The following is a 13200-nucleotide window of genomic DNA, read 5'->3' as shown; positions in this document are numbered from 1 at the left end:
GGCCATCGCGAAGCGACGCGACGAAGGAGCGCCCTTGAGGGCCCGGCCCGGCACGGAAGGACCGTGGGACTGACGGGAATCCCCCAAGACTTCTCTGATACCGCCCAGCCGCCACAAGCCCCCCCCGAAGCCCCGCCCCTCAACCCTCCGCCCCCTCAACCCCTCAAAGGCTGATCGACCGCGCATAGTTGATCTGCGACATCACCCAGGCGTAGGTGTGGGCGTCGGCTGCCGGGATCATCGTCGAGTGGTGGCGGCCGCCGCTGGTCACCGTGATCTGGATGTATCCCGTGGTGACCTTCTCCTTCATCAGGAGGAACAGCAGGCCGATCAGGCAGAACAGCGCGAAGACGATCGCGAGCACGATCGCGTGCGTCGGGATCTTCTCCTCGGTGCGCGAGAAGTCCGTCGCGTTCCACATCGCGCCCTTGAGCGGCATCGTGCCCGACGGGGTGATGATCTGGTCGCCGGCGATGCTGATGTCGCCGAGGGTCATGCCGGCGCCGCCCGGGCCCGGGGCGTACGCGGCGTCGTGGGTTGCGAATCCCGCGCCGCCGATCGTCGGCTGCTGGTAGGCGGGAGTCGGGTAGGGCTGGGGGTACCCGTAACTGGCCTCGCCCGGGCCCCACTGGTAGTCCCCCTGGCCGGGCTGGCCGGGCTGACCGCCCAGGGAGGGGTCGCCCGCGTAAGGATTCGGCTGCTGGTCACTCATACGGCCGATCCTTCCACAGGGACCCCCGTCACGCGTACCGGTGTTCCATGCGAACGGCGAAGGCCCCGCGCCCGGTGCGAACACCGGGCGCGGGGCCTTCGACTGACGGGTCGTTCAGAAGCGGCGGGTGATGAGGGCCCGCTTGACTTCCTGGATCGCCTTCGTGACCTCGATGCCACGGGGGCACGCGTCGGTGCAGTTGAAGGTCGTGCGGCAACGCCACACGCCGTCCTTGTCGTTCAGGATCTCCAGCCGCTGCTCGCCGGCCTCGTCACGCGAGTCGAAGATGAAGCGGTGCGCGTTGACGATCGCCGCCGGGCCGAAGTACTGGCCGTCGTTCCAGAACACCGGGCACGAGGACGTGCACGCGGCGCACAGGATGCACTTGGTGGTGTCGTCGAAGCGCTCGCGGTCCTCGGCGGACTGCAGGCGCTCACGCGTCGGCTCGTTGCCCTTGGTGACCAGGAACGGCATGACGTCCCGGTACGCCTGGAAGAAGGGCTCCATGTCGACGATGAGGTCCTTCATCACCGTGAGGCCCTTGATGGCCTCGACGGTGATGGGCTTCTCCGGGTTGATGTCCTTGATCAGCGTCTTGCAGGCGAGCCTGTTCTTGCCGTTGATCCGCATCGCGTCGGAGCCGCAGATGCCGTGCGCGCAGGAGCGACGGAAGGTCAGCGTGCCGTCGAGGTCCCACTTGATCTTGTGGAGACCGTCGAGCACGCGCTCCTTCGGGTCGATCTCGATCTGGAAGTCCTGCCACTCCGCCTGGTCCGAGACCTCGGGGTTGAAGCGGCGGATCCGGAAGGTGACCGTGATGTAGGGGGAGGCCGCGGCCGCCGCCTCCATCTGGTCCGTCTTGCTCAGGGTCGGGGTGCCCATCAGTACTTACGCTCCATCGGCTGGTAGCGGGTCGTGACGACCGGCTTGTAGTCGAGCCGGATCGAGTCCGAGCCGTCGGCTCCGACCTCGCGGTACGCCATGGTGTGGCGCATGAAGTTGACGTCGTCGCGGTTGGGGTAGTCCTCGCGGTAGTGACCGCCGCGGGACTCCTTGCGCGCCAGCGCGGACACGGCCATGACCTCGGCCAGGTCGAGCAGGTTGCCCAGCTCGATGGCTTCCAGCAGGTCCGTGTTGAAGCGCTTGCCCTTGTCCTGGACGGACACGTTCAGGTAGCGCTCGCGGAGCTCCGCGATCTTCTCGACCGCGGTCTTGATGGTCTGCTCCGTGCGGAACACCATCACGTTGGCGTCCATCGTCTCCTGGAGCTCCAGACGCAGGTCGGCGACCCGCTCGTGGCCCGTGGAGTTGCGCAGGCGCTCGACCTGGGCCTCGACGAGGGAAGCCGGGTTCTCGGGGAGCTCGACGTAGTCGTTCTCCTGCGAGTACTTGGCCGCCGCGATGCCGGAGCGCTTGCCGAAGACGTTGATGTCCAGCAGCGAGTTGGTGCCCAGGCGGTTCGCGCCGTGCACCGACACGCACGCCACCTCGCCGGCCGCGTACAGGCCGGGGACGACGGTGGTGTTGTCGCGCAGGACCTCACCCTCGACGTTGGTCGGGATGCCGCCCATGGCGTAGTGCGCGGTGGGCTGGATCGGGATCGGGTCCGTGTAGGGCTCGATGCCGAGGTACGTGCGCGCGAACTCGGTGATGTCCGGGAGCTTGGCGTCGAGCTGCTCCGGCGGGAGGTGCGTCAGGTCCAGGTACACGTGGTCACCGGCGGGACCGCAGCCGCGGCCCTCCCGGATCTCGGTGTAGATGGAGCGCGAGACGACGTCACGGGACGCGAGGTCCTTCATGACCGGCGCGTACTTCTCCATGAAGCGCTCGCCGTCCTTGTTGCGGAGGATGCCGCCCTCACCGCGGGCGCCCTCCGTCAGCAGGATGCCCATGCGCCAGATGCCCGTCGGGTGGAACTGGAAGAACTCCATGTCCTCCAGCGGCAGGCCGCGGCGGTAGCAGGCCGCCTGGCCGTCACCCGTGAGGGTGTGCGCGTTGGAGGTCACCTTGAAGAACTTGCCGGTGCCGCCGGAGGCGTAGATGACGGCCTTCGCCTGGAAGACGTGGATCTCGCCGGTGGCCAGCTCGTACGCGACGACGCCGGCCGACTTCTGGACGCCGTCCTCTTCCACGAGGAGCTGGTCCAGGACGTAGAACTCGTTGAAGAACTCCACGCCCTCCTTGACGCAGTTCTGGTACAGCGTCTGGAGGATCATGTGACCGGTGCGGTCCGCGGCGTAGCAGGACCGGCGGACCGGTGCCTCGCCGTGGTTGCGCGAGTGGCCGCCGAAGCGGCGCTGGTCGATGGTGCCGTCCGGGGTGCGGTTGAACGGCAGGCCCATCTTTTCGAGGTCGAGGACCGCGTCGATGGCTTCCTTCGCCAGGATCTCGGCGGCGTCCTGGTCGACCAGGTAGTCACCGCCCTTGACCGTGTCGAAGGTGTGCCACTCCCAGTTGTCCTCTTCCACGTTGGCCAGCGCGGCGGCCATGCCGCCCTGCGCGGCGCCCGTGTGGGAGCGGGTGGGGTAGAGCTTCGTCAGCACCGCGGTGCGGCTGCGCTTCGTCGACTCGATGGCGGCGCGCATGCCTGCGCCGCCCGCTCCGACGATGACGGTGTCGTACTTGTGGATCTTCATTGGTTTCGCCTCAGCCCCGTTGCCTAGCGGATGTTCGGGTCGAAGGTGAAGATCACCAGCGTGCCCAGAAGGATGGTGAACACCGTGGCGGTGTAGAGCAGGCCCTTCAGCCACAGCCGCGTGTTGGCGCGCTCCGCGTAGTCGTTGATGACGGTACGCAGACCGTTCGCGCCGTGCAGCATGGCCAGCCACAGCATCAGCAGGTCCCAGCCCTGCCAGAACGGGGAGGCCCAGCGGCCCGCCACGAAGGCGAAGCCGATCTTGGAGACGCCGCCGTCGAGCACCAGCTGGATCAGCAGGTGGCCGATGACGAGGACGACGAGCACGATGCCCGAGAGGCGCATGAAGAGCCATGCGGCCATCTCGAAGTTGCCGCGCGTCGAGCGAGGGGTCTTGCTGGTGCGCTTGCGCGGGGCCTCGATGTACGGGGCGGGGTTGTCGGCGTCGTAGAGGGACACGCCCTCTACGTCACCGATGCCCTTTTCGAAAGAAGTGTCAGAAGACATGCGTGTCACTTCCCGAAGAGTTCGAGGTAGGCGTGGCCGAGTACGGGGTACAGGGCCCCCAACATCAGCACGCTCCAGATGCCCACGACGGTCCAGAGCATCTGCTTCTGGTAGCGCGGGCCCTTGGACCAGAAGTCCACGGCGATGACACGGAGACCGTTGAGCGCGTGGAACAGGATTGCGGCGACGAGGCCGTACTCCAGCAGCGCGACGATCGGAGTCTTGTAGGTAGCCACGACATCGTCGTACGCCTCGGGGGAGACGCGGACGAGAGCGGTGTCGAGGACGTGTACGAACAGGAAGAAGAAAATGAGGACGCCGGTGACTCGATGAGCCACCCAGGACCACATTCCTTCCCGGCCGCGGTACAACGTTCCAGCCGGCACGGAAAACCCTCCGGAAGCGGGGCGGGGGCCAGCCGGCTTCGTTGTCGGTCGGGCCCGGCCGGGTACGGTCCTCCGGCCCCGGACATCGTAGCGACGCTTTGTCGGTTCCTTCGCGCGGGGGTCTTCGGTGTGATCAAACAGGCACGTACGGACTATCCCACAGGGGCGTATAGCCCGATTTCCGTAGCAGATAGCCCATCGGCTGAGGTCAGCCAGCGTGTCAGGTCCAGGAGCCGGGCCTGGGCGACGCGGCGGAGCTCGTCCGCGGAGATCGAGCGTTCCTCGTCCTCCTCGTGGCCCATCCGGCGCCGGATCGCGGCCAGCAGCTGGTCGGCCTGCTCCTCCGGGGGGTGGCCGTCGAGGCAGATGACGAAGGCGTGGCCGAATTTGCGCTCGTACTCCGCATGGGCGGCGTCGAGGGCCAGCAGGGCGGCGTACGGTGCTCCGTGCCCCAGTTCCTCCGGGCACTCCGAGGCCAGGGCCTCGGTCAGGTCCGCCTGGGAGAGGTCGTACGAGGCCTCGTCCGCGGCGGCGAGCAGCGAGCCGGAATCGGGGTAAGGGCGGTGGGTGGCCATCCGGTGGGCCCAGCGCCTGCTTCCGCAGCAGTGCAGCAGGACCGCGTGGGCGGCTTCGGGGGACAGGGTGTTGAACCGTGCCAGCCCGGAGCCGTGTGAAGGGTCGGAGCGGCCCCTGGACTTCTCCCCTGGACGCGGTCCGGGAGGGGCGGCCCCCGGGGAGGTGCACCCGGTGGCCTGTGCCGGAAGGTGGCTGGACAGCGGAGGGCTCCTCGGGGCGTGGCGCGGGTGTCCCGCCACGCTATCGACGCGGGGTGGGGAGTGTCGTACCCATTTGAGGATTTCACCCGGAAGTGAGCCGAAAGGATGACGTGAGCACTGCCCGAAGCGGCGAGCAGGGGAGGACGACCGAGGCCGCCACCCCCCACAGGAGAGGCCCCGGTCGCCATCCGTCACGGACTCGTGCGACAAGCCCGTACCCCTGTCAGCGCCGCAAGTGCGTTTTGTGTCACACCTCGCTCCGCGCAGGGTTGGTTGCTCGTTGTACAACTCGTGGACGAGAGGTGCTTGAAAGCCGTAACGTGCTGATTTGCGCCACACGTACAGGACAGTGAACGGGTTGGGGACTTTGCTGGGGGACGACGCGGAGCTGACCGCCGCGGTGCTCGCGGCACAGGACGGCGACGAGGACGCGTTCCGGACTGTGTACCGCGCCGTGCACCCGCGCCTGCTCGGATACGTACGCACGCTCGTCGGGGACGGCGACGCGGAGGACGTTGCCTCCGAGGCCTGGCTGCAGATCGCCCGCGACCTGGACTCCTTCACCGGCGACGCCGACCGCTTCCGCGGCTGGGCCGCCCGCATCGCCCGCAACCGCGCCCTCGACCACATCCGCATGCGCGGCCGCCGCCCCGCCATAGGCGGCGACGAGACGGAGCTCACTGGCCGGGCCGCCGACTGCGACACCGCGGGCGAGGCCATGGAGTCGCTCGCCACCGGTGTGACCATGGCGCTGATCGCCCAGCTCCCCCAGGACCAGGCGGAGGCCGTCGTCCTGCGGGTCGTGGTCGGGCTCGACGCCAAGAGTGCGGCCGAGACCCTGGGCAAGCGCCCCGGCGCGGTACGGACCGCCGCGCACCGGGGGCTGAAGAGGCTTGCTGAGCTGCTGGACACTCAGGATGTGAGGGGCGATTTCGAGCCGGGCTGCGGCCCGGGCTCGGAAGGGGATGCTCCGGTCGGCAATAATGCCGGTGGCCCGGCACGGGACGGCGGGGGCGGGAGGGATCTCGACGCCGTACCCGCGCAGCGTGGCCGTGGCGGGGGCCTCGTAGAACAAACCGGTGTGACGCATTCACGTTGGCGGACGCAGAAGGACATGTGATGGCCGACGAGCGCAACAGGTGGCTGGACGAAGCCGCGGTGGACCGACTGCTGCGCGGAGAGCCGGTGGAACCTGTGGGCCCGGCCGCCGATCCCCGGGCGCAGGCCCGTGCCGCCCGGCTGCGAGCCGCCCTCGATTCCCTGGCCGAGCCGCCGCCGTCCGCCGGTGCGCAGCTGCCCGGTGAGGCCGCCGCGCTGGCCGCCTTCCGTGCCGCGCGCGGGCCGGCCGCCCCGGCCGCGGGGAGCCCGGGCGTGGCGTCGGGCCACGAGGTGCCCCTGGTGGACCTCGGCCGCGCCGTCCTCCCGTCCGTGCCCCGCGGGCGCCGCTCCGTCCGGTTCGGTCTGGCGGCGGCGCTGGCGAGCGTCGCGGTCGGCGGGCTGGCCGCCGCGGTGGGGGCCGGTCTGCTGGACCGGACCCGGCACGACGACGCGGGTCCCGGACCCGCGACCTCCGTCAGTGTGGACGGGGACCCGGCGCCCTCCGACAGCCAGGACCCGACCCTCAGCCCGAACCTGCTGCCCTCCCCGCTGCGGGACGGCGAGGCCTCCCCGCGCACCTCCGGCGGGCCGCAGACCCCCGGCGCGGACGGCCGTACGTCCGCGGGCCCGGACCTCGGCGTCGGCGGCGCCTCCTCCGGCGCGCCCGCCACCGGCGGGTCGGGCAAGGACGCCCAGGGCGGCCTGACCGGCGGCGACGGCAAGGACGGCCGGGACACCAGGGACCGGGACGGCCGGGACCCCGACAAGGAGGGGATCACCGGCGACGGCACCGGCAAGGACCGCAACGGCGACTGGGAGACCCGCCTGCGGAACCTGGACCTGTGCAAGGACTACCGGGCGGGCCGCCTGAGCGACGACCGCCGGGACCGGCTCGCGCGCCTGGCCAGCGGTGCGGCGCGGATCCCGCGGTACTGCGAGTCGCTGCTGGACGGGGGCGCCAAGGGCGGCACCCGTGAGGGCGCGCCGGGCGAGGGCGGCTCCGGGGCGGGCGACGGCGACGTGCTGAGGGCGCCGACGCTGACCCCCGCGCAGCCGGGCGGCTCCACGGGACTCCTCGGCCGACGCTGATCCGCGCGCCCGCCACCTGCGCGGACACCAGTGCGGACACCTGTGCGTCACCCGCGGAGCCGTCTGCGGAACGCACGCCGATCCGGCCGCTCACCTGCCTGTAACACTTTTCGAACCCGTGGCGCAGTACCTATCGAGCCGACTGGTCATCGGCTGCGCATGAGCCGGGGTTCCCCCCGTACCCCTGGGCTCTGCGCAACTGGCGCGGGCGGGGCACGTTCCCCCGGCCCTGCCCGCGCCACTCACTTCCGTCGGGACCGTGATGCACCGGTCACCAGTAGACGACGACCTTGTCGCCGACCTTCACCTGGTCGAACAGCGCCGACAGCTTGCCCTTGTCCCGGACGTTCACGCAGCCGTGCGAGGCGCCGTTGTAGCCGCGGGCCGCGAAGTCCGCCGAGTAGTGCACCGCCTGGCCGCCGCTGAAGAACATCGAGTACGGCATCGGCGTGTGGTAGATCGTCGACGTCCAGTCCTTGGCCTTCCAGCCGACGTTGAAGACGCCCTCGCGGGTCGGGGTGTTCTCCGAGCCGAAGCGCACGTCCATCGTCGAGATGACCTTGCCGTCGATCATCCAGGCGAGGGTGCGGCTCTCCTTGCTGATGCACATGACCCGGCCCTGCATGCAGTTCGGGTCCGGGGCGTCCGGCTCGTTGACGGTCGGCGGGTTCAGCTCCTGCGGGGTGGGCTTCTTCGTGGCGCCCTCGATCTTCTCCCAGGTGGCCTTGTCGACCGAGCCGGTCGCGGTCAGGCCGTTCTTCGACTGGAAGGTCTTGACGGCGGCGGTCGTCTTGGAGCCGTAGAAACCGGTCGGCGCGACGCTCATCAGCTTCAGCTGGCGCAGCCGCGCCTGGAGCTCGCGGACCTGGTCGCTGTCGTCGCCGTTCGCCATGATCGGCTTGACGGCCGGGGACGCCGAGGACGAGGACGAGGGTGAGGGCGAGGCCTTGTCCGACGGGGACGCCGACGCGGAGGGGGACTGCGACGGCGTCGCCGAGTTCTCGGCCGGCTTGTTGTCGGTGGAGGTCTCGGGGGAGGCACCCGCCGTGGGCGAGGACGGGGCAGAGGATGCGGAGCCGGTGGACTCCGCCTTCTGCGGCCCGCAGGCGGTCGCAGCGAGTGCGACGGCGGTGGCCACTCCGAGCGTGCGGATCATGACTCTCTTGCGGTGCATTGCAGTCCCCCGGTTTCTACGTCGTGTAACTAGGTGATGCCTGACGCGCGTGGACAGTTGCACGCTGTTCCCGGATGTTGCGCCATTGTGACCAGGAGCCGTCCGCAGCCTTGCGCACAGACGGCGGCAGCAGCCCCGGCGCCCCGTGGAGGACTGGTCGATGGCACGTACCGAGAGCGGAATCCCGATCGAACCCGTCTACGGACCGGGCGACCTGACGGGGTGGGACCCGGCCGCCGCCCTCGGGGAGCCCGGTGACTTCCCGTACACGAGGGGGATTTATCCCACCATGTACACCGGACGGCCCTGGACGATGCGGCAGTACGCCGGCTTCGGTACGGCCGCCGAGTCCAACGCGCGCTACCGGCAGCTCATCGCGGGCGGCGGCACCGGACTGTCGGTGGCCTTCGACCTGCCCACCCAGATGGGGCACGACTCCGACGCCCCCCTCGCACACGGGGAGGTGGGCAAGGTCGGGGTCGCCGTCGACTCGGTCGACGACATGCGCACCCTGTTCGACGGCATCCCGCTCGACCGGGTCTCCACCTCGATGACCATCAACGCGCCCGCCGCCCTGCTCCTGCTGCTCTACCAACTGGTGGCGGAGGAACAGGGCATCACGGGCGCGCAGCTGACGGGCACCGTCCAGAACGACGTGCTGAAGGAGTACATCGCCCGCGGCACCTACATCTTCCCGCCCGGCCCCTCCCTGCGGCTGACGGCCGACACCTTCGGGTACTGCCGGGCCGAGATGCCGAAGTGGAACACCATCTCCATCTCCGGCTACCACATGGCCGAAGCCGGGGCCTCGCCCGCGCAGGAGGTCGCCTTCACCCTCGCCGACGCCGTCGCCTACGTCCGTACGGCGCTGGCCGCCGGGATGGCCGTCGACGAGTTCGCCCCCCGGCTGTCCTTCTTCTTCGTCGCCCGCACCACCCTTCTGGAGGAGGTCGCGAAATTCCGGGCGGCCCGGCGGATCTGGGCCCGCGTCATGCGCGAGGAGTTCGGGGCGCGGGACCCGAAGTCGCTGATGCTGCGCTTCCACACCCAGACCGCCGGGGTCCAGCTGACCGCGCAGCAGCCCGAGCTGAATCTCGTACGGGTGGCGGTGCAGGCCCTGGCCGCCGTGCTCGGCGGCACGCAGTCGCTGCACACCAACTCCTTCGACGAGGCGATCGCCCTGCCGACGGAGAAGTCGGCCCGGCTCGCGCTGCGCACCCAGCAGGTCCTCGCCCACGAGACGGACGTGCCGCACACCGTGGACCCCTTCGCGGGGTCCTACGCGGTGGAGCGGATGACGGACGACCTGGAGGAGCAGGTCCTCGCCCTGATGCGGCGGGTCGAGGACCTGGGCGGGGCGGTGGCCGCGATCGAGGCCGGTTTCCAGAAGGGCGAGATCGAGCGCAACGCCTACCGCATCGCGCAGGAGACCGAGAGCGGGCAGCGGGTGGTGGTCGGCGTCAACCGGTTCGCGCTGGAGCAGGAGGAGCCGTACGAGCCGCTGCGCGTGGACCCGCAGATCGAGGCGCGCCAGTGCGCGGCGCTGGCCCGGCTGCGGGCGGAGCGGGACGGGGCGGCGGTGGCCTCGGCGCTGGCCGCGCTGCGGGAGGCGGCCGCGGGCACGCAGAACGTGCTGTACCCGATGAAGGAGGCGCTGCGGGCCCGGGCCACGGTGGGGGAGGTGTGCGGGGCGCTGCGGGAGGTGTGGGGGACGTACGTGCCCGCCGATTCCACATGGTGAAACCACTGGCGTGACAGGTGCAAAAGTTGTCACACTCCTGCACATGCTGGGTGTGACAGATCTTCCGACCTACCTCGCCGGCCTGGTGCTGATCATTCTGCTGCCGGGGCCGAACTCGCTGTACGTGCTGTCCGTGGCCGCCCGCCGCGGCGTGCGTACCGGATACAAGGCCGCCGCCGGGGTGTGGACCGGCGACGCCGTGCTGATGGCGCTCGCCGCGGCCGGCGCGGCCTCGCTGCTGCAGACCAGCCCGCTGCTGTTCGGCATCGTCAAGCTGCTCGGCGCGGGCTACCTGACCTGGCTGGCCTTCGGGATGCTGCGCGGCGCCTGGTCGCTGTGGCGCTCGCACCTGGCGCGGGCCGAGGTGGCCGCTGCCGTCGAGGCCGGCGGCCCGGACGAGGGCGAGCGCGAGCGGCCGTACCGGCGGGCGCTGCTGATCAGCCTGTTCAACCCGAAGGCCATCCTCTTCCTGATGTCCTTCTTCGTACAGTTCGTGGACCCGGGCTACGCCTATCCCGCGCTGTCCTTCCTGGTGCTGGGCGGGCTGCTGCAGATCGGCAGCTTCCTCTACCTGACCGTGCTGATCTTCGGCGGCACCCGGCTGTCCGCCGCGTTCCGCCGCCGCAGGCGCCTGTCGGCCGGGGCCACCTCGGCGGCGGGGGTGCTGTTCCTCGGCTTCGCGGCCAAGCTCGCCGTCAGCTGACCGCCCGGCGCAGCCGCCGGACGGCGCGCCGTACGGCCGGGCTCCGGGGCAGGAAGGACAGCCGGGCCGGGATGCCGCCCGGGAGGCCCAGGGCGGTCAGCCGGCGGCGGGTGAAGTAGCGCCAGGTGCGGGCGGTCAGGTGTTCCGCCAGGTAGGCCTCGGCCGCGGGCCGGTGTGCGGACAGGATCCGCGGCTGCATCGTGAAGCCGACCGCGGTCAGCAGCCCGGCGAGCTCCTCCTGGACCCGCCCGCGGTCCGGGGTGCTCCAGGAGCGGACCGCCGCGGGGTCCGCGAGGTCGGGCAGCAGGGCGTCCACGACCGTGAGCGGGACGCGGTTGCTGTTCGGGTACGGGGCCAGCCGGGCCAGGACCGTGTCCGTCCCGGTGCGGGCCACCGGGAGGCCGTACAGGGTGGCGGCGGTGAGCAGCCCCGTGGAGAAGCAGCCGACGACCAGCGCCGGGCGCAGCCGCTGGTAGAGCGTCTCGGCCAGCACCGGTGAGTCCGCCACGGTCAGCCGGACACCGAGGCGCGCGGCCTCGGCCTGGGCCCGGCCGCAGTAGGCGGCCGGGGCGGAGGGGTGCGGTTTGAAGACGAGGTGGCGGTGGCCGAGGGCGTGGGCGCCGCGGACCATCTCCCCGTGGAGCTCCTCCTCCTCGGCCGCGGTCATCAGGTCCAGTGCGGAGAGGTACTGCCCGAGGAGCAGGGCGGGGGCGGGGGAGCCGGACGGTTCGGGGTGCTCGGCGTGCTCGGCGTGTTCGGGGTCTTCGGGGTGCTCCGACAGCTCGGACAGCTCGGACAGTTCGGCGAGGACCTTCGCGAAGGAGGTGGAGGGCACCAGTTCCGCCCGTACGCCGAACTCCGTCAGCAGCAGCGGTTCCAGCCCCGGCACCAGGTCCAGGTGCAGGACCCGCCGCACCCGCATCCCCAGCTGGGGATCGAGGCGGAAGCGCGTGGGCCCGTAGCTCATCAGCCCGTCGGCGTAGACGTCCACCGCCGCGCCCGGGAAGAGCCGGCACAGGGTCTGGGCGGGCGGGACCTGGAGGGACTCCACGATCAGCTCGACGCGTTCCTCGCCCAGGCCCCACAGGGTGCGCAGCTGCCGTTCCCACAGGGGGACGTCCTCGGCGCGCGGGGCCCAGGTGCTGGGGTGCAGCGGCTCGATGACGCGGTTCCAGTCGAGGACCTCGTCGAAGCGGGTGCGCAGGGCGGCGAAGCCGGGCATGTCCGCGAGGCCGGGGGTGATCTCGGCTGCGACCGCGTGGTTGCTGGTCAGCAGGATGCGGCGGCCGGCCGGGGGGAAGCTGCCCGCGTCGATGCCCGCCGCGAGGGTGGCGGCTCCGTAGAGGGTGGAGGCCAGGAAGATCTGGACGGGCATCAGGCGTGCGCCCCCGACCGGACGCGGCGGCTTCCGCGCAGGCGGCGCAGCAGGGTGGAGCGGTCGATGTCCATCGAGTCCAGGGCCCGGTCCAGTACGTCCTGCGGCATGCGTCCGAGCGCCGCCGTGCTCATCGAGCGGAGTTTCTTGGCCACGGCAGGTTCGAACCTTTCGATGGACCCGACATGGTGCGCGATAATTGCGCAATATGTTCGGACGGCTTTAGGGAGCAGTCGGCCGGATTCCCGGTCGGCGGCCGTGTCGGACAAGATCTGATCAAATGCCCGGATGAAATCCAGCTGCCGCTCGTCCCCGATCTGCGTCAATGAGGTGGAAACTCCGCGCCGGTAGAAGATCCCGGGCATTCCGACCGCGGCGAAGGATGCCGCCTCCCGGTGCAGCCGCCAGATCCACGGCCGGTCCTCCGCCGTCCGCAGCCCGTCGGTGAAGCGGAGCGCCCCGCGGTCCAGCAGCCGCCGGTGGTACATGCCGGCCCACGCGTACGGATAGTCCACCGAGGTGGCCCGGTCCGCGGGCAGGATGCCCGTCCGCGGGTCGGCGACCACCCCCTGCGGGCCGTAGGGAACCCGCTGCACGCTCCGCGTCCGGCCGGTGCACTGCACATGGTCGGTCCGCACGAAATCGCAGTTCAGCGCCTCTATGGCGGCCAGGGTCCGGGCCAGGTGGCCCGGGGCCAGCCAGTCGTCCCCGTCGAGGAAGGCGAGGTACTCGCCGCGGGCCGCGGCCAGCCCGGTGTTCCGTGCGGTGGCCAGGCCGCCGTTGCGGTCGCATCTGAGGTGCACCGCCCCGGGCAGCTCGCGGGCCGCCCGTTCCAGGAGTTCGGGGGTCCCGTCCGTCGAGCAGTCGTCGACGAGCAGGAACTCGAAATCGTCCCGGGCGTTGAGTTCGAGACTTTTCAGGGCATCCGGTGCGTATGTCTGCACGTTGTAGAACGGCACGACAACAGAGAGCTTGGGCACCTGCGAGACGTTATGGCTTCGTCC

At 70.6% G+C, this 13200-nt stretch carries 13 protein-coding genes; 4 read left to right on the top strand and 9 right to left on the bottom strand.

Features of this window, described 5'->3' with window-relative positions; all coding sequences use genetic code 11:
• Positions 1-163: 163 nt before the first annotated feature.
• From IO30_RS0119255 to IO30_RS0119230, 6 genes are all read right to left on the bottom strand, one after another.
• On the bottom strand, positions 164-712 hold the full coding sequence (locus IO30_RS0119255; RefSeq protein WP_031144689.1) for a hypothetical protein: 549 nt from the start codon (positions 710-712) through the stop codon (positions 164-166).
• Positions 713-826: 114 nt separating this feature from the next.
• Positions 827-1594, bottom strand: coding sequence for a succinate dehydrogenase iron-sulfur subunit (locus IO30_RS0119250; protein ID WP_031144687.1), 768 nt, complete (start codon positions 1592-1594; stop codon positions 827-829).
• Positions 1594-3348: a succinate dehydrogenase flavoprotein subunit gene (gene sdhA / locus IO30_RS0119245; RefSeq protein WP_031144686.1), complete on the bottom strand. Its 1755-nt coding sequence runs from the start codon at positions 3346-3348 to the stop codon at positions 1594-1596. The genes IO30_RS0119250 and sdhA overlap by 1 nt, the downstream gene beginning before the upstream one ends.
• Positions 3349-3371: 23 nt before the next feature.
• Positions 3372-3854, bottom strand: coding sequence for a succinate dehydrogenase hydrophobic membrane anchor subunit (locus tag IO30_RS0119240; RefSeq protein WP_031144685.1), 483 nt, complete (start codon positions 3852-3854; stop codon positions 3372-3374).
• A 5-nt stretch (positions 3855-3859) separates the two neighbouring features.
• A complete protein-coding gene (gene sdhC / locus IO30_RS0119235; RefSeq protein WP_078903677.1) occupies positions 3860-4240 on the bottom strand; it encodes a succinate dehydrogenase, cytochrome b556 subunit in 381 nt (126 codons plus the stop codon).
• A gap of 152 nt (positions 4241-4392) precedes the next feature.
• The gene (locus tag IO30_RS0119230) at positions 4393-5055 is read right to left on the bottom strand and encodes a 2-oxo-4-hydroxy-4-carboxy-5-ureidoimidazoline decarboxylase (protein ID WP_267886442.1); all 663 of its coding nucleotides are present in this window, start codon (positions 5053-5055) and stop codon (positions 4393-4395) included.
• Between the two features lie 328 nt (positions 5056-5383).
• On the opposite strand from IO30_RS0119230, the gene IO30_RS0119225 reads away from it, so the two are divergent.
• Positions 5384-6136, top strand: coding sequence for an RNA polymerase sigma factor (locus IO30_RS0119225; protein ID WP_031144679.1), 753 nt, complete (start codon positions 5384-5386; stop codon positions 6134-6136).
• Positions 6136-7203, top strand: a complete 1068-nt coding sequence (locus IO30_RS0119220; RefSeq protein WP_051858860.1) for a hypothetical protein — start codon at positions 6136-6138, stop codon at positions 7201-7203. Before IO30_RS0119225 ends, IO30_RS0119220 begins: the two co-directional genes overlap by 1 nt.
• A 271-nt stretch (positions 7204-7474) precedes the next feature.
• On the opposite strand, the gene IO30_RS0119215 is transcribed toward IO30_RS0119220, so the two are convergent.
• Positions 7475-8377: a L,D-transpeptidase family protein gene (locus tag IO30_RS0119215; protein WP_051902410.1), complete on the bottom strand. Its 903-nt coding sequence runs from the start codon at positions 8375-8377 to the stop codon at positions 7475-7477.
• Positions 8378-8537: 160 nt separating this feature from the next.
• Here IO30_RS0119215 and IO30_RS0119205 point away from each other — a divergent pair, with 160 nt between their 5' ends.
• Positions 8538-10118 carry an acyl-CoA mutase large subunit family protein gene (locus tag IO30_RS0119205; RefSeq protein WP_031144672.1) on the top strand — a complete coding sequence of 527 codons (1581 nt, stop codon included), beginning with the start codon at positions 8538-8540 and terminating at the stop codon, positions 10116-10118.
• Positions 10119-10161: 43 nt separating this feature from the next.
• Positions 10162-10821, top strand: a complete 660-nt coding sequence (gene leuE, locus IO30_RS0119200) for a leucine efflux protein LeuE (RefSeq protein ID WP_031144671.1) — start codon at positions 10162-10164, stop codon at positions 10819-10821.
• On the opposite strand, the gene IO30_RS0119195 is transcribed toward leuE, so the two are convergent.
• The gene (locus IO30_RS0119195) at positions 10814-12196 is read right to left on the bottom strand and encodes a polysialyltransferase family glycosyltransferase (RefSeq protein ID WP_031144670.1); all 1383 of its coding nucleotides are present in this window, start codon (positions 12194-12196) and stop codon (positions 10814-10816) included. The genes leuE and IO30_RS0119195 overlap by 8 nt on opposite strands.
• The gene (locus IO30_RS0119190; protein ID WP_031144668.1) at positions 12196-13176 is read right to left on the bottom strand and encodes a glycosyltransferase family 2 protein; all 981 of its coding nucleotides are present in this window, start codon (positions 13174-13176) and stop codon (positions 12196-12198) included. The genes IO30_RS0119195 and IO30_RS0119190 overlap by 1 nt, the downstream gene beginning before the upstream one ends.
• Positions 13177-13200: the final 24 nt, after the last annotated feature.

The sequence above is a fragment of the Streptomyces xanthophaeus genome (assembly GCF_000725805.1).
GTDB lineage: Bacteria > Actinomycetota > Actinomycetes > Streptomycetales > Streptomycetaceae > Streptomyces > Streptomyces xanthophaeus.
Note: the sequence above shows the minus strand (reverse complement) of the source record. Positions and strands in the feature narration are given on the sequence as shown.